The 19,062-nt window shown below is 63.0% G+C and carries 20 protein-coding genes and 1 riboswitch; of the genes, 6 read left to right on the forward strand and 14 right to left on the reverse strand.

Features of this window, described 5'->3' with window-relative positions:
- Positions 1-37 precede the first annotated feature (37 nt).
- From BM338_RS20465 to crcB, 9 genes are all read right to left on the reverse strand, one after another.
- On the reverse strand, positions 38-814 hold the full coding sequence (locus tag BM338_RS20465; protein ID WP_090454398.1) for a lipoate--protein ligase family protein: 777 nt from the start codon (positions 812-814) through the stop codon (positions 38-40).
- The gene (locus tag BM338_RS20470) at positions 811-1,101 is read right to left on the reverse strand and encodes a lipoate-protein ligase small subunit (RefSeq protein ID WP_090454400.1); all 291 of its coding nucleotides are present in this window, start codon (positions 1,099-1,101) and stop codon (positions 811-813) included. The genes BM338_RS20465 and BM338_RS20470 overlap by 4 nt, the downstream gene beginning before the upstream one ends.
- Before the next feature lie 148 nt (positions 1,102-1,249).
- Entirely contained in the window at positions 1,250-3,490 is a 2,241-nt protein-coding gene (parC, locus tag BM338_RS20475) for a DNA topoisomerase IV subunit A (RefSeq protein WP_090454402.1), read from the reverse strand.
- A gap of 231 nt (positions 3,491-3,721) precedes the next feature.
- On the reverse strand, positions 3,722-4,519 hold the full coding sequence (locus tag BM338_RS20480) for a class I SAM-dependent methyltransferase (RefSeq protein WP_177229428.1): 798 nt from the start codon (positions 4,517-4,519) through the stop codon (positions 3,722-3,724).
- Positions 4,520-4,775: 256 nt separating this feature from the next.
- Positions 4,776-5,645 (reverse strand): TraB/GumN family protein, encoded by an 870-nt coding sequence (locus BM338_RS20485; RefSeq protein ID WP_090454406.1) that lies wholly within the window; start codon positions 5,643-5,645, stop codon positions 4,776-4,778.
- 24 nt (positions 5,646-5,669) lie between these two features.
- Positions 5,670-6,713, reverse strand: a complete 1,044-nt coding sequence (locus BM338_RS20490) for a proline iminopeptidase-family hydrolase (RefSeq protein ID WP_177229429.1) — start codon at positions 6,711-6,713, stop codon at positions 5,670-5,672.
- Between the two features lie 63 nt (positions 6,714-6,776).
- Positions 6,777-7,895 (reverse strand): cyclopropane fatty acyl phospholipid synthase, encoded by a 1,119-nt coding sequence (gene cfa, locus BM338_RS20495; RefSeq protein WP_090454408.1) that lies wholly within the window; start codon positions 7,893-7,895, stop codon positions 6,777-6,779.
- A 29-nt stretch (positions 7,896-7,924) separates the two neighbouring features.
- On the reverse strand, positions 7,925-8,263 hold the full coding sequence (locus tag BM338_RS20500) for a DUF190 domain-containing protein (protein ID WP_090454410.1): 339 nt from the start codon (positions 8,261-8,263) through the stop codon (positions 7,925-7,927).
- A gap of 14 nt (positions 8,264-8,277) precedes the next feature.
- A complete protein-coding gene (crcB, locus tag BM338_RS20505) occupies positions 8,278-8,664 on the reverse strand; it encodes a fluoride efflux transporter CrcB (protein WP_090454413.1) in 387 nt (128 codons plus the stop codon).
- 71 nt (positions 8,665-8,735) lie between these two features.
- Positions 8,736-8,816: riboswitch (Fluoride riboswitch) on the reverse strand.
- Positions 8,817-8,914: 98 nt separating this feature from the next.
- Between crcB and BM338_RS20510 the strand changes: the two genes are divergently transcribed.
- Entirely contained in the window at positions 8,915-10,183 is a 1,269-nt protein-coding gene (locus BM338_RS20510) for a multidrug effflux MFS transporter (RefSeq protein WP_090454551.1), read from the forward strand.
- Positions 10,184-10,205: 22 nt separating this feature from the next.
- Here the strand turns inward: BM338_RS20510 and BM338_RS20515 are convergent, their stop codons facing one another.
- From BM338_RS20515 to BM338_RS20535, 5 genes are read right to left on the reverse strand one after another with little or no spacing between them, the layout of a single operon-like run.
- Entirely contained in the window at positions 10,206-10,709 is a 504-nt protein-coding gene (locus BM338_RS20515; RefSeq protein ID WP_090454415.1) for a hypothetical protein, read from the reverse strand.
- A 42-nt stretch (positions 10,710-10,751) separates the two neighbouring features.
- Positions 10,752-11,036: a cell division topological specificity factor MinE gene (gene minE, locus BM338_RS20520; RefSeq protein ID WP_090454417.1), complete on the reverse strand. Its 285-nt coding sequence runs from the start codon at positions 11,034-11,036 to the stop codon at positions 10,752-10,754.
- Between the two features lie 5 nt (positions 11,037-11,041).
- Positions 11,042-11,857, reverse strand: a complete 816-nt coding sequence (gene minD, locus BM338_RS20525) for a septum site-determining protein MinD (RefSeq protein WP_090454419.1) — start codon at positions 11,855-11,857, stop codon at positions 11,042-11,044.
- Positions 11,858-11,911: 54 nt separating this feature from the next.
- Complete coding sequence (gene minC, locus BM338_RS20530; protein WP_090454421.1) at positions 11,912-12,712, reverse strand: septum site-determining protein MinC; 801 nt, start codon at positions 12,710-12,712, stop codon at positions 11,912-11,914.
- Positions 12,709-13,329, reverse strand: coding sequence for a GNAT family N-acetyltransferase (locus tag BM338_RS20535; protein ID WP_090454424.1), 621 nt, complete (start codon positions 13,327-13,329; stop codon positions 12,709-12,711). Before BM338_RS20535 ends, minC begins: the two co-directional genes overlap by 4 nt.
- 210 nt (positions 13,330-13,539) lie before the next feature.
- On the opposite strand from BM338_RS20535, the gene BM338_RS20540 reads away from it, so the two are divergent.
- From BM338_RS20540 to BM338_RS20560, 5 genes are all read left to right on the forward strand, one after another.
- On the forward strand, positions 13,540-14,763 hold the full coding sequence (locus BM338_RS20540) for a sensor histidine kinase (RefSeq protein WP_090454554.1): 1,224 nt from the start codon (positions 13,540-13,542) through the stop codon (positions 14,761-14,763).
- A gap of 127 nt (positions 14,764-14,890) precedes the next feature.
- Positions 14,891-15,532, forward strand: coding sequence for a response regulator (locus BM338_RS20545; RefSeq protein ID WP_090454427.1), 642 nt, complete (start codon positions 14,891-14,893; stop codon positions 15,530-15,532).
- Between the two features lie 213 nt (positions 15,533-15,745).
- Positions 15,746-17,098: an SRPBCC family protein gene (locus BM338_RS20550; protein WP_090454429.1), complete on the forward strand. Its 1,353-nt coding sequence runs from the start codon at positions 15,746-15,748 to the stop codon at positions 17,096-17,098.
- Positions 17,099-17,396: 298 nt separating this feature from the next.
- Positions 17,397-18,329: an ABC transporter ATP-binding protein gene (locus tag BM338_RS20555; protein WP_090454431.1), complete on the forward strand. Its 933-nt coding sequence runs from the start codon at positions 17,397-17,399 to the stop codon at positions 18,327-18,329.
- Positions 18,326-19,060, forward strand: coding sequence for an ABC transporter permease subunit (locus tag BM338_RS20560; RefSeq protein WP_090454433.1), 735 nt, complete (start codon positions 18,326-18,328; stop codon positions 19,058-19,060). Before BM338_RS20555 ends, BM338_RS20560 begins: the two co-directional genes overlap by 4 nt.
- Positions 19,061-19,062: the final 2 nt, after the last annotated feature.

The raw sequence follows: 19,062 nt of genomic DNA on the forward strand, positions 1-19,062 counted from the left end.
ACCAGCTTCGATGTCGACTGGTAAAGCTAAGTTCCCTCTAGGGTACCTCGGCCGTCCACGCCTGATGGGCGAACTTGCGCTTTACCAGTGCTTCGGCCTGTTCCATTTCGTTCGAGCGGATTAGGTCAAGGTGCAGGCCGTGTCGGCTCCGAAAGGTTTCGATCATGCGTGCGATCACCGCTTCGCGCGGCAGGCCGGTCTGGCTGCGCAGGGGGTCGACCCGTTTGGCTGCGCTGGCCGTACCTTTGTCGGAGAGTTTTTCGCGGCCGATGCGCAACACCTCCAGCATCTTGGCCGCGTCGATGTCGTAGGCCATGGTGACGTGATGCAACACTGCGTTGCCGCGACGTGCCTGTGCGGCACCGGCGATCTTGCCAGCCTCCGAAGCGATGTCGTTGAGCGGCTGATACCACGCCTTGATGCCAAGATCGGCCAACGCTTCAATGACCCAGGCATCCATCAGGGCGTAGGCCTCCTGGAAGGACAGGTCTTCGACCAGGCTCAGTGGCGCGTAGATCGAATAGGTGATGGTGTTACCTGGTTCGATGAACATGGCGCCGCCACCGCTGATACGCCGTACCACCTCAATGCCGTGGCGCCGCGCCGCCACGCTGTCCACTTCGTTGCGCAGCGACTGGAAACGACCGATCACGATCGCAGGTGCTGCCCATTCCCATACGCGCAGCGTCGGCATGCGGTGGCCAGCGGCGACTTCGTCAGTCAGCACTTCGTCCAGCGCCATGTGCAAAGCCGGTGACTGCGGCGCGGTATGGATGAGCTGCCAGGAGTGGTCGCTCCATGCGCTGCGGCTCATGCATCCGCTCCCTCGTGCAGGGCGCGGCGTACGGCCACGGCGATGGCCTCGGGAGAGATGCCGTACATCAGCACGTCGGCAGCCAGCGAAGCCTGGATCGCGTTGGCGAGCGCAGCTTCGTTGGCGGTGGCGGGCTGGCCTTCGAGGGCGGCATTGATCGTATGCAGCGCGCTGTCCGGTTCCAGGAAAAAATCGCCGCTGAGCTGAACCTGTTGCAGGCGGCCGGCGTGGATTTCCAGATCGATCACCACCAGCTTGCCGCCGGGCATTTTGTATTCACCGTGCATGCGCACCTCGCCCGGCTTTCGCCGCGTTCGGGAGAGAGGCCAGAGCGTAGTCCTTCGCGCGTCTTGGCGGAGTGTTTTTGCAAGGCTCAAACGAAAACGGCGCCCCGGCTGAGCCAGGGCGCCGTTCATCGCAAGCAGCGACGTTCGCTTAACGGGTGGTTTCGATCCGCTCCACACGGCGCAGGCCGCGCGGCAGTACGCCGCCGCGCGTGGCGCGATTGCCGCCGAACTCCACCAGGTCGAACCAGCGTAGGGTGAGCTTGCGCTGCCCCGCATACAGCGTGACCTCGCCTTTGCCCTCGGTCACCACGGCCACGCCCGCGACGCGCTCGTCGCCGGAGCTGAGCTTGGCCTTGGGAATCTCGATCAACTTGTTGCCCTTGCCCTTGTCGAGTTCAGGCAGCTCGGCCACCGAGAACATCAACAGATGGCCTTCGGTGGTGACCACCACGATACGATCGCGCGCCGGATCGGCGCTGATCTGCGGTGCCAGCACCTTGGCGCCGTCGGTCAGGCTGATGATCTGCTTGCCGGCCTTGTTACGGCCGGTGAGCGACTCAAAACGAGTGACGAAGCCGTAGCCGAAATCCGTGGCAAGGATCAGGCGCGTGTCGTTGTCGCCCGCGGTCACCGCATCGAAGCTGGCGCCCGCCGGTGGGCTGAAGCGGCTGGTGAGCGGTTCGCCGTTGCCGCGCGCGGAGGGCAGCGTGTGCGCAGGCGTCGAATAGCTGCGGCCGGTGGAGTCGATCACTGCGACTTGTTGCGTGGTGCGCGCGTTCACCGCGGCAAGCAGGCTGTCGCCTTCGCGGTAGTTCAGGCCCTCGGCGTCGATGTCATGACCCTTGGCGGCGCGGATCCAGCCCTTCTGGCTGAGCACCACCGTCACCGGTTCGCTGGCGACCAGCGCGCTTTCGTCCAGCGCCTGTGCGACTTCGCGCTGCACCAGCGGCGAACGGCGGTCGTCGCCGTATTTGATGGCGTCGGCGCGCAACTCTTCCTTGATCAGGCCTTTGAGCTTTGCCGGCGACTTGAGCAGCACGTTGATGCGAGCGCGCTCTTCTTCCAATTGGTCGCGTTCGGCATTGATCTTCATCTCCTCGAGGCGCGCCAGTTGGCGCAGCTTGGTTTCGAGGATGTAGTCGGTCTGCTCTTCGCTCAGTTTGAAGCGCGCCATCAGCACCGGCTTGGGTTCGTCCTCGGTGCGGACGATACGAATCACCTCATCGAGGTTGAGGTAGGCGATGCGCAAACCTTCCAACAGGTGCAGGCGGCGCTCGACCTTGGCAAGACGGTGTTCCAGGCGGCGCGTGACCGTGGTGATGCGGAAGCTCAGCCATTCCGAGAGGATGCGCTTGAGGTCCTTCACCTGCGGACGGCCATCCAGGCCGATCATGTTGAGATTGACGCGGAAGCTCTTCTCAAGATCGGTGGTGGCGAACAGGTGCTGCATCATCTCGTCGGCGTCGACGCGATTGGAGCGCGGCACGATGACCAGGCGGATCGGATTTTCGTGATCCGACTCGTCGCGCAGGTCCTCGATCATCGGCAGTTTCTTCGCGCGCATCTGTGCGGCGATCTGTTCGAGGATCTTGGACGGGCTGACCTGATGCGGCAGCGCCGTGATAACGGTGTTGCCGTCCTCACGCTGATACACCGCGCGGGCGCGCAACGAACCGACGCCCGTTTTGTAGATGGAGAGCAATTCATTGCGTGGAGTGATGATCTCCGCCTCGGTCGGGTAGTCCGGGCCGAGAATGTGTTCGCACAGATCGGCGACAGTGGCATCCGGATCGTCGAGCAGACGGATACATGCGCTGGTCACTTCGCGCAGGTTATGCGGCGGAATGTCGGTGGCCATGCCCACGGCGATGCCCATCGAGCCATTCAGCAGCACATGAGGTACGCGCGCCGGCAGCCAGCTGGGTTCTTCCAGAGTACCGTCGAAGTTCGGTACCCAATCCACCGTGCCATGGGCCAGCTCGCCCAACAGCGCTTCGGCGATGGGGCTGAGCTTGGACTCGGTGTAACGCATCGCCGCGAAGCTCTTCGGGTCGTCCGGCGAACCGAAGTTGCCCTGGCCGTCGACCAGCGGGTAGCGATACGAGAACGGCTGCGCCATCAGCACCATCGCTTCGTAGCACGAGGAGTCACCGTGCGGATGGAACTTGCCGATGACGTCACCGATAGTACGCGCGGATTTTTTGGGCTTGGCGGTGGAGGCCAGGCTCAGCTCGCTCATCGCGTAGATGATGCGGCGCTGCACCGGTTTGAGGCCGTCGCCCACGAAGGGCAGGGCGCGGTCCAGCACCACGTACATCGAATAATCGAGGTAGGCGCGCTCGGCGTATTCCTTGAGCGGGATCTGTTCGTAATTGGCTTGCAGATTCATGCGGTTACGTCGGTAGGATGCGCGCGCGGGGCGCGGTTAGCCGGGGGATGGTGCCAGAACGGAGGGGCTGGGGACAGCTTGCGGAGGAAGGAGGCAGCTGTTGTGTTGGTGCAGCCAGCCATCATTGGCGGATGAGAGTAGGTTGCGCGCTTGCTATATCGCTGACATCGGTCCATTCCGGCTCACTCCGGACCGGGTCCAGGAGCAAGCAACCCCTTTCGAAACATTTGGCTACCAACTGGCTTTGGCAGTCACGCCGTGCGTCTTCGCAGGCAACGAAATTTCCACGTGTAGGTTCGGCCGGAGCAGTGGAACCGTGTCCAGCGTGGCCTGGATCGCACTTTTCCATGGCGCCACGGAACGCTTGTAGGTCGGAAGGATCTTCGCCTTCGTTGCTACAAAATCAGGAGACAGGGTGCGAAAGTAGTTGACGACCTCGCGCAGGCTGAATTCGCGCCAGTGGTGTGCGTAAGTATGCGTGCCGATGATTTCGTCGACGGATATGCCCCCTCCTCGGCCTAGTAAAAAGCGAAGAGGCTGCCAGGCCCGGCCGCGCCACGAATAGTAGTTGGGAGTGGTCACCAGAATCTTTCCGCCAGGGGCAAGGATGCGATGGACCTCGCTCCATAGCGGAATTGGGTTGAACGTGATGTGTTCCAGAATTTCAGCGAACAGCACTACGTCGGCTGAGTCATCGGGGATCGACTGCAGATCCTTCGCTGAACCAAGATCGCTACACTCATGAAGTTGTATGTTCATGATATGGGCGATACGGCGGATCGGTTCTTGCTGAAACACGACTGGCAACTCCACCGCCATCACCTCAAATCCACCCTGCCTCCACATCACTGCCTGGTGGAGCCAGTGCGCACCAATATCCAGAACGCGCTTGCCACCGACCCAGGAGGTGTTGAACTCGTCGAGCGTTTTCCTGAAACGTTCGAAGTGATCTTTCAAGTAGTCTTCGGACGTACCGCCGTGCTGACGGAAGAGAGACAGGTAGTCATCGAAAGGGGTGGGGCGTTTCACTTGGTATCCCATTGATACCCGCTTCATATCAAGACGGGCGTGACATGCCGGGGTGCATCCGTGCCGCATTCTATCCTTCGGGACTGTTTGCAAAGTCTACTTTAACGGACCACGGACCATCGACTGCCCGATGCTGACCGTTGGTCCTCTGCAATGCGGTGCTGCGTCGAGCCGAGAGTCACCGGGAGCGCTCTGGATTCGAAGCCAGGCAGGCATGCTTCGCGGCGAATTTTATCGCGCCGGGTGTTTGCGCGGCTTACTTGCGTTGCACGGTGATACCCAACTGTTCCAGCTGCTTCTGCACGCTATCCGGGCCGGCCAGGTGTCCGGCGCCGACGGCGACGAAGCTCACGCCGGGTTGTTGCATGCGTTCGGCGATGGTTTTGGCCCAGGCTTTGTTGCGTTTGACGATCATGCGTTGATACAGCTCCGGGCTGACCTGGCGCAGGTCTTCGTCTTCGATGTGGGCGATGGTGTCGGTGTCGCCGTTGCGCCAGGCGTCGATGAGGTCGCGCAGTTTGGCGGGGCCTTCGGCGATGTCGTCGAAGGTCTGGCGCAGGAAGTCGATCTGCATGGGCTCGGGCATGTCGGCGAGCATGCGCAGTTGCTGCTCTGCGGTTTCCAGGCCGTCGACGGGTTTGCCTGCTTTCTGCATCCGCGCGCGCAGTAGTTTGTCGACGCCGAGGTTGGGGTCCATGCCGGCCTGCACCAGCGGGGTGACGGCCAGGGTGATGGCGGCCAGCCAGGGGCGCATGGGTTGCAGGGTTGCCATGCCGCCCGGGAGGTTGGCCGCAGTCGCGGCGCGTTCGAGGCGGTCGCGGTCGTGCTGGGTGAGTTTGTCGGAGAGCGGGTGGGCCATGTCCAGGCCGTATTTGAGGACCAGCGCCTGCATGTTGGCGGAGTCGTCGTCGATCAGCTCGACGCTCAGACGCTGGCTGGCGTCGAGGGCCTTGTCCAGTTCGGGGGACGACCAATTCGTATCGCTGGGCAGCAGGTGGACGGTGCCGAGCAGATAAACCGTGGCGTGTTCATTCTTGGCGACCCACAGGCCAGGACGTGCGCTGACCGGTGCGGCGAGCAGCAGGCTTAGCGCGAACAGAGCGCAGATACGGCGGAACAGCTTCAACGCAAAACTCCCTGGGGTAGGGGATCAGTGGGCGGCGGTGCGTCCTGCCTCGACATCGAGCAGGAAGCGGGTGAGACCGTCGAAGTACGTGCGTTGGTCATCGTACATCGCCATGTGGCTGCCTTTGGGGCACAGCAGGAAACGGCCTTGGGGCAATTTTTTGGCCATGGCGGCCATATAGGTCGGGTCCATGGTGTCGTACTGCGCGCCGATGACCAGGGTGGGCACGGTGATGCGATGCAGGTCCTTGCTGCGGTCCCAGTGCTCCAGGCGGCCGCTGGCACCGAGTTCGCTTGGGCCCTGCATCAAGGTGTAGACCTGCTCGTTGATATGGCCGAAGGCGCGTTGCACTGGATCCGGCCACTGTGCCTGGGGCATGCGCAGCACGTGTTTTTCATAGTGCATCGGCGTGAGGATCTGCATATATCGCGGATCGCTGGTATGTCCGCTGACTTCCAGTTGCTGCACTTCGGCGAGCAATTTGGGGTCCATGGCCGGCATCAGCACTTTATGTGCGTAGTCGTTGTAAGCCGGAATCGAGTCGACCATGTTGGAGATCACCAGGCACTTGAGGTGCTGCTGGTATTTCAGCGCGTACTCCATGGCGAGGATGCCGCCCCAGGAGTGGCCGAGCAGGCAGAAGTTGTCCTTGTCCAGATGCAGCGCCTGCCGCACCTGCTCCACTTCTTCCACGAAACGCTGGGTGGTCCAGAGCGAGTCGTCCTTGGGCTGGTCGCTATAGGCCGAGCCGAGTTGATCGTAGTAGTAGTACTCGATACCCGCGGCGGGCAGGTAGCTGTCGAAGGCTTCGAAGTATTCGTGGGTGGCGCCGGGGCCCCCATGCAGCAACAGCAGTTTGAGCTTGGGGTTGTTGCCGACGCGTTTGGTCCAGACGCGGAACTTGCCCTTGGGTGTGTCGATGTCGATCAGCTTTACGCCGCCGCTAAGTACGTCGTCGCGGCCTTGGTTGTCGAAGTAGCTGGGGCCGCGAGTAGTGTTGTCCGCGTGGGCGGATAGCGCCATGCAGAGACCTCCTGCGGCGAACAGCATGGCGAGCTGGCGTTTCATCGCGATCCCCTCGAATGGCCCGGCCGCACTATCCCGCGCAAAGCCGGTGGCGGCAAGCCATGGTCAGCGCGGCACGCGGTAACCGCCTGGGACGCCGTATGGGCTCAGCGTGATTTGCCATAGCTGGTCGCGGCGGCTGCGGAATACTGCGGCGGACACGCCGAGATAGAAATGCCACATACGCTGGAACCGGTTGTCGTAGCACTCCGACAGCGCCGGCCAGCCCGCGTCGAAGTTGGCGCGCCAGGCCATCAGGGTGCAGTCGTAGTCCGCGCCGAAGTTGTGCCAGTCCTCCACCACGAACAAATCCTGCAGGGCTTCGGCGACTTGCTGCGCCGAAGGGATCATCGAGTTGGGGAAAATGTATTTCTCGATCCACGGATCGGGCCGCGACGGCGTGCTGTTGCTGCCGATGCTATGCAGCACGAACAGGCCATCTTCCTTTAGGCACCGGCGCGCCACTTCAAAGTAGCGGCGATAATTGAGTGCGCCGACGTGTTCGAACATACCGATGGAGAAGATCGCGTCGAATGGTTCGTCCAGCTCGCGGTAATCCTGCAGGCGGATATCGATCGGCAGGCTGGTGCAGAGCTCACGCGCGAACTCGGCCTGTTCCTGCGACACGGTGACGCCCACGCCTTCGATGCCATAACGCTCGGCGGCGAACTTGAGTGCTTCGCCCCAGCCGCAGCCGATGTCGAGCACACGCTGTCCTGGTCGCAGGCGCAGCTTGCGGCAGATCAGGTCGAGCTTGGCGACCTGGGCGTCATCGAGACTCTTGACTTCCGCCCAGTAACCGCAGGAATAGACCAGCCGCTTGCCCAGCATGGCCTGGAACAGGTCGTTGCCGAGGTCGTAGTGCGCGCGGCCGATCTCGAAGGCGTGCTCGCCGCGCTGCAGATTGACGAAGCGGGCTTTGAGATGGGTCAGCAGGGTATCGAGGGTTTTCAGTTCCTGGTCGATATGCGACGACAGCAGGCGGGTGAACAGGCCGGGCAGGTCGTCGGCGTCCCACCAGCCGTCCATGTAGGCCTCGCCGAGGCCGAGCGAGCCGTGGGCGAAAACACGGGCATAAAGGCGATCGTCGTGCACGCGCAAATCGGTGGGAGCGTCGCCGTCGATATGGATGCCGGCGAGTTCAAGCAGGGCGGTGGCGCGTTGCTTCAGTGAATCCCGATTCATGCGTACCTCTTGTAGCGGCTTGAAACGACTCAGCGGTTGCCGAGCACCTCAAAGCTTGCCGGCGCGGATGCATAGACCGTGTCGACGCCGGCGGTGCGCATGGTCTCCACCAGTTGCGCGGCCTGCGCCTCGCTGAGCAGAAATTCCACCTTGACCGGCAGGTCGTCGGCTAGCTCGAAGAATTGTTCTTCGTGCAGTACGCCGTGCCTGCCATAGCCGGCGATGGCACGGAATACCGAGCCGCCGCCAATGCCGTGTTTCTTGGCGTGCTCCAGCAGCCATTCGGAAACCAGCATGCCGTCATGCCGGGCGCGCAAGTGGCAGTAGAAGCTCAGCAAACGGCCCTGTTGGATGGTGTCCTGGGTCATGGCGTTTCCTTAGTTCAACTGCGCAGCAGGACGCGAGTGATCGCGATGCCGACTACCGTCATGGCGATGGAGCCGGCCAGATGCAAGGTCACGTGGCCGGCAAACCACAGGTACTGCTGGCGCAGTAACAGGGTGGTCGATTCGGCCGAGAAGGTGGAGAACGTAGTGAGGCCGCCGAGAAAGCCGGTGGCCACGAACAAGCGCAGCTCGGGTGGCAGCGTCTGGAAATGATCGAACACGCCCAGGACGCCGCCCATCAGAAAGCCGCCGAGCAGGTTGGCGGCGAGCGTGCCTAGGGGCAGGGTGGGGAACAGGGGGTTGAGCAGCAAGCCGAGCAGCCAGCGCAGCCAGCAGCCAAGCGCGCCGCCAATGCCGACGACCAGGAATCCGGTATAGCCCACGAGCAAGGTCTCCTTTCAGGGGGATCCGGGCCCCGTGGGAAACAGGCACGTGCCTGCGCCCCGGCGAGACCGGTGGTGCAGGCATCATCAACCCGAAGGTGGTTTGTTCCAGTGGTGCCAGGAACGGGAGGCATGCCATCTCCCTGCCGGGCCATGCTAGCCGATGCATGTGTGGACACGCCAACTGGCACAGAGCTGCGCCACAGAAGCGCTCTATACTCGCGGCTCCGCGCCGCTCCGTTGCCCCGCCATGACGCCCTCTTTTCGCCCCGTGCGGCGCAGCTTGCCCTGGCTGCTCGCCGGTCTGTCAATGATCGGCCCGTTCTCGATCGACGCGGTGTTTCCCGCCTTCCCGTTGATCGGCAGCGACTTCCGCGTGGACAGCGCCGAATTGCAGCAGTTGATCAGCGTGTACCTGCTGACCTATGCGGTGATGAGCCTGTTCCATGGCGCCATTTCGGACGCGATAGGCCGCAAGCCGGTGATCGTGACCGGCATCCTGGTCTATGCGCTGGCATCGGCGGGCGCGGCGTTGTCCACCTCCTACACCATGTTGCTCGCCTGCCGCGCCTTGCAGGGTGCCTGCGCCGGCGCCGGCTTGGTAGTGGGGCGTGCGATCGTGCGCGACAGTCTGGAGGGCGCGGCGGCCCAGCAGATGATGTCGCGCGTGATGATGATCTTCAGCATCGCGCCGGTGATCGCGCCGATGATGGGCGCGCAGATGCTGTTTCTGGATGGCTGGCACGGCATCTTCTGGGTGTTGATGGGCTTCACGCTGATGCTCGGCGGCGCGCTGATCCTGTATCTCGATGAGACCCATCCGCCTGCGCAGCGCACGGTGTTCGCGCCGCGCAGTCTGCTGGCGGGCTATGTGAGTTTTGGTCGCGACAAGCCGTTCTGGCCGCTGCTGATTTCTGTTTCGGTAAATTTCGCGGGGCTGTTCCTGTACATCTCCTCGGCGCCGCACATCATCCGCGAGTTGCTGCATTTGTCCGCGCAGGGATTTCCCTGGCTGTTCATGCCTGTGGTGATCGGTCTGGTGGTGGGGGCGTGGCTTTCGGGCCGACTGGCCAGCCGACGCAGCGTGGCCTTCACGGTGAATCTGGGTTACGCCTCGTTGCTCTCTGCCTGCGCATTGCATCTGTTGCTGGCGCTGGTCTTGCCGCGGCCCATGCTGCCCTGGTCGATGCTGCCGCTGGTGCTGCATGGTGTTGGTGTGCAGCTGGCGTTTCCCACCTTGACGCTGCTGTTGCTGGATCGCTTTCCGCACCAGCGTGGTGGCGCTTCATCGGTGCAGGCTTTCTGTAGCCTGATGTTGTGCAGCGTTGTGGCGGGCGTGCTATCGCCCATGCTGTCGGGCCACATGCTTTACCTCGCGCTGGGGGCGACGATGCTGACGGTGATCGGCTGGCTGGCCTGGCGCTGGTATCAACGCACTACACAGCGCCCGCTGGCGCGTGAACGAGAAGTGCCGGGCGTAGAGGAAGCATTCGAGACGGAGCTTGCCGAGCCGCGCTAACGCGGCGAAAGCGAGTGCAGGTTCAAGCGAAGATCGGCCGACCTTGCTCGTCCAGCATTTGCCGTGCGATGAGCCAGTGTCGGGCGTTCTCCGCGTCCTCGTCGAACCAGGCGCGGGTGGAGCCTAGGCGGAAGGAATAGCCCCAGGCATCCATATCGGCCATCAGGCGCTCGCGGCCGACACCGGACAGTTCGTCGGCGAGCACGATCTGCAGATAGCAGGTGGCGTCTTCTTCGTCGACGGAATCGGTGGCATCGGTGTGCACCTCCGCGCGGCGTTCCGGAGGCAGCACGATCAGATGGCCGGCTTCGTGCAGCAGGGAATGCACGGGAGTATCGCTGCGCGCGTACACGGTGCTGCCGATGATGCCGGCTTCCTCGTCACCCCAGAAACTGCCAGGGATCGACTGGCCATCGGGCACGCACTGCAGGCTCAGGCCGTAGCGGGCGAGCAGGGTACGTGCAGCGTCTTCGTCGATATCGGCCAGCCGCGTGACGTGCGGGATGTCGGGGCTTGGTGCTTGCATGGGTCAACAAACAGACGGCGGGCTTTGGGCCCGCCGTCGGCGTCAGCTGGTGGCGGGCGCCGCCGAGCCGGGCTTGTTGCCCTCCGGCAGCGCGACCGAGAGTTCAAGCACTTCATGTCCACTGTCGCGTTCGAGATTGATGCTGATGGCATCGAGGTCGACGTGGACGTATTTCTTGATGACTTCGAGCAGCTCATTGCGCAGTAGCGGGAGGTAATCCGGCGCACCACGGGTGGAGCGTTCCTGCGCCACGATGATGCGCAGGCGTTCCTTGGCGACCGTGGCGGTGGGTTCCGGCCTGCGCTTCAGGAAATCAAGAATACCCATCGCGATCAACCTCCGAATACGCGCTGGAAGAAGCCCTTTTTCTGCACATCAAGGAAGCGCAGGGCACGTTCTTCACCGAGGATGCGGGCTACGGTGTCGCTGTAGGCCTGACCGGCGAAGGAATTCTCGTCAAGGATCACCGGCACGCCGGAGTTGGATGCGGCCAACACGTTTTCCGATTCCGGAATGACGCCGACCACATTGATGCCGAGGATTTCTTCCACGTCCTTCACGCTGAGCATTTCGCCCACGGCGACGCGGGCCGGGTTGTAGCGGGTCAGCAGCAGGTGCTGCTTGATCGCGCCGTCACCGCGCTCGGCGCGACGGGTTTTGCTGGCGAGCAGGCCGAGGATGCGGTCGGAGTCGCGCACGGAGGAAACCTCCGGGTTGACCACCACCACGGCGTGGTCGGCGAAGTACATCGCCAGGTGCGCACCCTTCTCGATGCCGGCGGGCGAATCGCACACGACGTAGTCGAAGCCCTCATCCGACAGGCCGTCGAGCACTTTCTCCACGCCTTCCTGGGTCAGCGCGTCCTTGTCGCGGGTCTGGCTGGCCGCCAGCACATAAAGGGTTTCGTAGCGCTTGTCCTTGATCAGCGCCTGCTTGAGCGTGGCTTCGCTGTGCACGACGTTGACGAAGTCGTACACCACGCGGCGTTCGCAACCCATGATCAGGTCGAGGTTGCGCAGGCCCACGTCGAAGTCGATCACGGCGACTTTCTTGCCAGCCATGGCCAGGCCGGTGGCGAGGGAAGCACTAGTTGTGGTTTTGCCCACGCCACCTTTGCCCGAGGTGACAACGATGATCTCAGCAGTCAAGGGCTCATCTCCGCATATGTTCTTGTAGTAGTGATCGTTCAGAGCTCTGAGAAATCAGAGCTTGGCAATAAGCAATTTCTCACCTTCGAGCCAGCATTGCACAGACTGGCCCTCAAGGTCCTTTGGTATTTGTTCAAACACGCGGTAATGGCCGGCGATGGCCACCAGCTCCGCGCGAAAATCGGATACGTAAATGCGTGCCTTGGTATCGCCCTGCGCGCCAGCCATGGCGCGACCGCGCAGGCCGCCATAGATATGGATGCTGCCGTCGGCGATTACTTCCGCACCATTGGCCACGGCGCCGGTGATCACCAGATCGCGATCACGCGCATAGATCTGCTGACCGGAGCGCACGGTGCCGTCGTGGTACTGCGCGCCGAGCAGGTTGCCGGGCGCGGTGTCGGCAAGCACCGGCTCACGCACGATCGGCTCCGCACGCTTTGCGGGCTCGGCTGCCGGGGCGGGAGCAGGCGTCGCCGCTGGCGCCGGCGGCGCGATGCTGCCGCCATCGGCGGGCTCGTAGGCCGCGCGGAACTTGGCGATCAGCGGCAGACCCATCCGGCGCGACAGTGCTTCAGTCTCGCTGGTGCCGTAGGCCAGCCCTACGGGCAGCATGCCGGCGCTGCGTATGGCTTCCAGCAGGGCGTCGACCGTGCCGTCGTCCGGCAGATCGAGCAAATGACTCAGGTCCAGCACCACGGCGGCGCGGGAAAACAGTTGCGGCGCGGCGCGGACGCGACGTTCTAGCTCTTCGGCCAGCGCGGCGGCGTCGACACGGCGCACGCGCACGCAGGCAATTCCGACCTGGCCAAAGCGCAGGTCGCAGGCATCAGTAGTATCCATTCGGGCATTCACGAGTGCCGTTCTCCGGCGAGACGGCGCTGGGGGGAGTCATCATTGAAAGGGCGTGGGCGCTCGGCCAGCCACGGCACATCGGGCAGGCCGCCGCGGTCGAGGTAGGTTTCGCGCACATAAGCGTAGCTAGGCAGGTCCTTGGCCAACAGACTCACCTGCGGACCGCTTTCACCCATGCGCTGCTGGCCGACTTCCTGGAAGCCGTAGGTGCCGTGGAACAGCACCACCACGTCGTCGCGCGGTTCCAGGAACACCTCGCAGGTGAGCAGCGGCACGCGTACTTCGGCGTAACTGTTCACATCGCAATAGAAGATGCGGCCCAGGCCATGGCGGCGATAGGCATTCGCGATCACGATGCGGTCGATGTAGACGAACTGCGGATAGTGAGCGCTGAACCAGCAGTAGTTGGGGCTTTCGTAATTGCTGCCTTCGCGCATGGCGATCAGGAAACCGGCGAGGTGACCGTCGATTTCGGCGACGCGAAAGTAGTCGGCGTGCTCGTAGAAGTAGCGCAGCTGCGCGGCGTCCAGGGCGAGGATGGTGCGGCCGGCGGCGTTGTTGAGCGCCAGTACGGCATCCAGGTCGTGCTCGCGCACGTCGCGGATGGCAAGGGCCATTCGTTGCTCCGCAGTAGTGTTTCGAAGGAATAAGACCGACTGACGGCCCCGCGTTATGGAATGCATTATGACATGTGGCCGGGGCGCGCACATCACACGGCGCACCATGTAAAAGCTTTGTAAAGCGCCAGGTGGCATGGCTTTCGGCAGGGGTAGGGCAATGACTTCTCACGCATTGCACCACGCTGGCGGGAGCCTATGATGCCCTTCATGCGATGGTCCAATTTCAACCACATCCGGCTGCTACGGCTCACCGGGTTCTTTGCGTACCTGTGTTCGGGTACGCCCTTGATCACGAACTGGGCGGTAGAGCGCCTGGATCAGCTGCATCGTCCCAATTTTGCGTTGTTGCTCTGGACTTTGTTCTACCTGCTGTTCGGCGTGCTGTACCTGCTGCTGACCAGCAATCTCGGTTCCCGGCGCAACCTGGGTGCGCGCTTGGTCGGGTTGGCCCTGATCACGGCATCGGCGCTGGCCGTGGGCTGGTACAGCCATAGCGGCCTGTCGGCGATCCTGATGGTGGTGTCGTCGGTGGTGCTGCCCTGGCTGGTGCCGTTCTGGCTGGGGGTAATCTGGATCGTGCTGCAGAACCTGGGTCTGGCGGTGATCTTCTCCACCTTCCCCGAACTGCACTACAGCCTGCTGCTGGCGCTGTTGCAGGCCAGCATCTATATGGGCTTCTCAGCGGTGGGCTTCGTCGCCTCGATGATCGCGAGCCAGCAGGCGGAAGAGCGCGAGGTGCAGCGGCGGCTCAATTCCGAGTTGCGCGCCACCCGAGCCCTGCTGGCCGAATCCACCCGTATCGCCGAACGCATGCGCATTGCGCGCGATCTGCATGACCTGATCGGCCACCACCTCACAGCGCTCAGCCTGAATCTGGAGGTGGCGAGCCATCTCTCGAATCCCGCGGCGGCCGATCATGTGCGCAAGGCGCAGGCCACTGCCAAGCATTTGCTGTCGGACGTGCGCGAGGTGGTCAGTGAGCTGCGCCAGGACGATGCGATCGACCTGACCCAGGCCTTGCGCAGCCTGATCGAGGGCGTGCCCGGCCTGAATGTGCAGGTGGCGACCCCGCCGCGCTTCAGCGTGGAGGATCCGCGCCGCGCCCAGGTCCTATTGCGCTGTGCGCAGGAGATCATCACTAATACGGCGCGCCATGCGGGTGCGCGCAACCTGTGGCTGACCTTCGCCTACGATGAGGTCGGCGTGCTGCAGCTGCATGCGCGCGACGACGGGCGGGGTGCCGACCAGTTCAAGCCGGGCAACGGTCTGTCGGGTATGCGCGAGCGGCTGGCAGAGTTCGGCGGCACCGTGAACGTGGATACGGCGTCGGGGCAGGGGTTTGCGCTCAACGTGAGCCTGCCTTTGGGTGAAGCGACGGCATTGGCGCATGCGCCGTCGCGCTTCGAGCCCCCCGCGTTGAGCCTCTCGTGAGCGGATGCCCCTTGCCTACGCTGCACGCCGCCACCATGCCAGAATGCGCAGGCTTGGATAGCCGCATCGTTTCCCCTGTAGCCCCTGGCCGTCGCGCCGGGGACCACAAACGTTTCGAGGATCCGCGATGATTTCCGTCTGTCTTGTCGACGACCAGAACCTGGTACGCCAGGGTGTTCGCTCTCTGTTGGATCTGGCCGAAGACATTCGTGTAGTGGCCGAGTGCGCGGATGGCGCGCAAGCGGTGCAGGACATTCCCCGGGTCAAGCCGGATGTGGTGCTGCTGGACCTGCGCATGCCCAACATGAGCGGGCTGGAGGTGCTGCAGGCGCTGTCGGCGCGCAATGAGTTGCCGCCCACCATCATCCTCACCACCTTCGATGACGACCAGCTGGTGCTGCAGGGGCTGAAGGCCGGTGCCCGCGGCTATCTCCTTAAAGATGTGTCGCTGGAACAGCTGGTCGAAGCTGTGCGCACCGTTTCCGCAGGCGGCTCGCTGGTGGCGCCGATGGTCACCCAGCGCCTTCTGGCTGGGGTGGGGCGTATGCAGAATCAGTTCACCAGTCTGGAACAACCGGACCCGCTGACCGAGCGCGAGACGGAGATCCTGCGGCTGTTGTCCGGTGGCTACAGCAACAAGGAAATCGCCAATTCCTTGAAGGTGGCCGAGGGCACGGTGAAGAACCACGTGTCCAATATTCTCTCCAAGCTCGGCGTGCGCGATCGTACCCGGGCCGTGCTCAAGGCATTAGAACTGGGCATCGTTTAAGCCCTTCGCGGCAGGGGCGAAAGCCCCTGCCACAAGGGTTTTCGGACGTCTTCACGGCCCGATAGCGTTCCAGCCCGTGAACCGGTACCATCGGTGGCTTCGGCGTTGGCCGACCCCCTGTCACGACGCGATTCCTTCGGGCGTTTTTCTGTGGCGGACTGGTCTCCGGCGACGCCTTTGTGCCGCCTAGAGAGATGTTCGGAGAACCCTGGAATGATGCGTGTTCTTGAATTCATTGTTGCCCTGGTCATCGTCGCCGTAGTCGGCGTCGTGGTGGGCGTGATCATGCCTGGCAGTGGCCATGTGGAGAGGTCGCTGGTAGTCGGCAAGGACATGCGTCAGGTGTACGACGTACTCGCCAATTTCCGTCGCTTCCCCGATTACACGGTGCAGCGCAAGTACGACCGCAATACCCAGTTCGCCTTCGCCGGCAAGGCCTATGGCCCTGGCGCCGAAGTGAGCTGGAGCAGCAACGACGAGAAAGTGGGCAAGGGCAAGCTGACCCTCGCCACTGCTACCCCCGAATTCGACAAGGTCGATTCCACCGCCAAGAGCGCCCAGATCGTCTGGAACGTGGACAACGACTGGCGCGGTCAGGACAAGCATTTCACGCTCGACCTCGACCGCCAGGGCAGCCGCGGTCAGCTGACCAAGATCACCTGGTCATATGACGTCGCCTACGGCTTCAACCTGATCGATCGTTATTCCAACCTGTATATCCATGGCGATCCGGATGCCTTCATCCAGTTCAGCCTGACCGACCTGCAGAACGTGCTGGCCTCGGTGCAGAACATCGATTACAGCAAGATGATTCCGTATATCGAGCAGACCCCGCAGACGCCGGTGCTGCTGGTGTCGACGTCGATCGAGCGCAAGGGCGGCCTCGAGGCCCTGAATGACGCCACGGCCAAGGCCGAGGGCGAAATCCAGGCCGCAGCCAAGAAGCTCGGTGTGAACGTGGTGGGTCCGCGCATCATCTACACCACCAACTACGGCGACCAGACCTACAGCTTTGACGTGGCCCTGCCGATCAGCGCGACCAGCCTGAACATTGGTGGCCAGAGCCATGATCTGGCCGCTGCCAAGGCTCCGGATCTGAATGCGCCGGCCAGCAGCAGCTCCTCTGCCGATGTCGCCAGCGCAAGCGACAGCACCAGCCCGGGCAGCACCGATCGCTTTGGCCGCCTGATCGTCGACAACAACGTGCGCGGCGTGCTGGCCTTCGGTGGTGCAGCGCTCAAGGGCATCTGGAACGGCACCGCTGCCGGCGTGCCGCAGACCCGCGACATGCTCAAGGCTTACGCCCAGACTCACGGCTACAAGTTCGACGAAGTCGTGAACCGTCCGTACGACATCCTGGTCAAGCCGGAAGTGAAGCAGGGCGACAACGTCACCAGCTACGCGCAATTCGCGGTATACCTGCCGATCACCGACGCGCCGGAGAAGACCCCGGAGCAGGAAGCCGGTCTGCAGCCGCCGACTCTGGATGACGGTACCCAGCAGCAGGCTCCGGCCGCCGCTGGTACCGCCGCCGCGCCGGCCTCTGCGGCAAGCACCGCGCAGTAAGCCAGCAGCTTCGGCAGACAGAAAGGCCCTTCCATCGCGAAGGGCCTTTTCATTTGGCGCCTCTGTAGGGCGCACTTTGTGCGCGAAGCGGCCCGCAGGGTCGCGCTTTGTCTTCAACATCGGCCCTACTGGTGCAGGGCTTTCACTCGGGCATCCATGGCCCTCGCTCTTCGGGCGGCTTCGCCGTGTAAATCGGCAATCCTGCCGATTTGTCACGCACAAGGTGCGCTTCTACAAGGAAGTCTTGGGGTACATTGCTGCGAGGCTGTTGCCGCGAGCCCACCATTCACGACCGGACATGATCGAAACCGAACAGCTCACCCGCCGCTATGGCACGCTCACCGCAGTGGATGCCCTCAGCTTTCGCGCCGAACCCGGTCAGGTACTAGGCCTGCTGGGTCCCAACGGCGCCGGCAAATCCACCGCCATGCGCATGATCGCCGGCTTCCTCGCACCGACATCGGGCACAGCGCGCGTATGCGGGCACGATGTGCGCAAGGAGCCGACCAAAGCCAAGCGTGCACTGGGTTATCTGCCAGAAGGCGCGCCCAGTTACGGCGAGTTGACGGTGCGTGAGTTCCTGACCTTTATCGCACGCATGCGTGGGTTGCCACGCGAGCGCGCCTTCTTGCGATTCGACGAAGTGGTAGGCCGCCTGCAGTTGGAGGAAGTCCTCGACATCTGCATCGACACGCTTTCCAAGGGTCTGCGTCGCCGTGTGGGTCTGGCCCAGGCGATCCTGCATGACCCACCGGTACTGATGCTCGACGAACCGACCGATGGCCTCGATCCCAACCAGAAACACACCGTGCGCCAGCTGATCGATGCGATGGCGCGCGAACGCACCATCCTGATCTCCACGCATTTGCTGGAAGAAGTACACGCGCTGTGCAACCGCGTGGTGATCATCGCCAATGGCCGCCTACTCGCGGATGCGACACCGGCCGAGCTGGAAGGGCGTTCGCGCTATCACGGCGCAGTGTCCTTCAGCGCGCCGGGTAGCGGCGTATCGCAGGAGATGCTCGGGCGCCTGCCGCAGGTCGCTTCGATCGAAGTCGATCCGCTGGATGGGCGCATCACCGTATTTCCACGTCCCGGCGAGCGCATTCTCGAGCCGGTGGAAACACTGCTGCGTCAGCAAGGCCTCGAAGTCTCCGAGATCCAACTCGAGCGTGGCCGTCTCGACGAGGTGTTCCGTCAAATCACCATAGGTTCGGAGGGCAGGGCGTGAATCCGGTGATGGCGGTGACGCGGCGCGAGCTGCGCAGTTACTTTGTGACGCCGGTGGCCTATGTGTTCCTGGTGATCTTCCTGGTGCTCTCCGGCATCCTCACTTTCTATGCCGGCGATTTTTACGGCCGCAATCAGGCCGACCTGCAACCGTTTTTTGTGATGCATCCCTGGCTGTATCTGCTGCTGGCGCCGGCGGTATCGATGCGCATATGGGCGGAAGAGTCCAAGGGAGGCACGCTGGAGCTGCTGCTGAGTCTGCCGCTGACGCTGGCGCAGGCGATGTTGGGCAAATTCTTCGCAGCCTGGCTGTTCATGGGTTTTGGCCTGCTGCTGACCTTTCCGATCTGGATCACCGTGAACTATCTCGGCTCGCCGGACAACGGCGTGATCCTCGCCGGCTATCTTGGTAGCTGGCTGATGGCTGGTTCCTTCCTTGCTATTGGCGCCTGCCTGTCGGCAGTGACGCAGAGTCAGGTGGTGGCTTTTATTTTGACCATGGTGGTGTGCTTTCTGCTGATCCTCGCCGGCCAGCCGCAGGTGATGGACTTCCTGCAAGGCTCGATGCCGCGCCGGCTGTTGAACGCGCTGGCGCATCTGAGCATGCTGCGTCACTTCGAGGCGATCGCGCGCGGCGTGCTCGATCTGCGTGATCTGTTGTATTTCGTGCTGAGCATCGCCACCTGGCTGATCGCGGGTGTGCTCGTGCTTGACCTGAAGCGGACGCCCTGAGC

The organism is Dyella sp. OK004 (genome assembly GCF_900114495.1).
GTDB lineage: Bacteria > Pseudomonadota > Gammaproteobacteria > Xanthomonadales > Rhodanobacteraceae > Dyella_D.

What these genes read in the sequence shown, in the direction of transcription:
- BM338_RS20545 (WP_090454427.1), top strand. Translation starts at nt 14,891, where the DNA reads ATGATTTCCGTCTGTCTTGTCGACGACCAGAACCTGGTACGCCAGGGT.
- BM338_RS20550 (WP_090454429.1), top strand. Translation starts at nt 15,746, where the DNA reads ATGATGCGTGTTCTTGAATTCATTGTTGCCCTGGTCATCGTCGCCGTA.
- BM338_RS20540 (WP_090454554.1), top strand. Translation starts at nt 13,540, where the DNA reads ATGCGATGGTCCAATTTCAACCACATCCGGCTGCTACGGCTCACCGGG.
- BM338_RS20555 (WP_090454431.1), top strand. Translation starts at nt 17,397, where the DNA reads ATGATCGAAACCGAACAGCTCACCCGCCGCTATGGCACGCTCACCGCA.
- BM338_RS20535 (WP_090454424.1), bottom strand. Translation starts at nt 13,329, where the DNA reads ATGGCCCTTGCCATCCGCGACGTGCGCGAGCACGACCTGGATGCCGTA.
- BM338_RS20515 (WP_090454415.1), bottom strand. Translation starts at nt 10,709, where the DNA reads ATGCAAGCACCAAGCCCCGACATCCCGCACGTCACGCGGCTGGCCGAT.
- BM338_RS20470 (WP_090454400.1), bottom strand. Translation starts at nt 1,101, where the DNA reads ATGCACGGTGAATACAAAATGCCCGGCGGCAAGCTGGTGGTGATCGAT.
- BM338_RS20500 (WP_090454410.1), bottom strand. Translation starts at nt 8,263, where the DNA reads ATGACCCAGGACACCATCCAACAGGGCCGTTTGCTGAGCTTCTACTGC.
- BM338_RS20490 (WP_177229429.1), bottom strand. Translation starts at nt 6,713, where the DNA reads ATGAAACGCCAGCTCGCCATGCTGTTCGCCGCAGGAGGTCTCTGCATG.
- minE (WP_090454417.1), bottom strand. Translation starts at nt 11,036, where the DNA reads ATGGGTATTCTTGATTTCCTGAAGCGCAGGCCGGAACCCACCGCCACG.
- BM338_RS20465 (WP_090454398.1), bottom strand. Translation starts at nt 814, where the DNA reads ATGAGCCGCAGCGCATGGAGCGACCACTCCTGGCAGCTCATCCATACC.
- BM338_RS20510 (WP_090454551.1), top strand. Translation starts at nt 8,915, where the DNA reads ATGACGCCCTCTTTTCGCCCCGTGCGGCGCAGCTTGCCCTGGCTGCTC.
- parC (WP_090454402.1), bottom strand. Translation starts at nt 3,490, where the DNA reads ATGAATCTGCAAGCCAATTACGAACAGATCCCGCTCAAGGAATACGCC.
- cfa (WP_090454408.1), bottom strand. Translation starts at nt 7,895, where the DNA reads ATGAATCGGGATTCACTGAAGCAACGCGCCACCGCCCTGCTTGAACTC.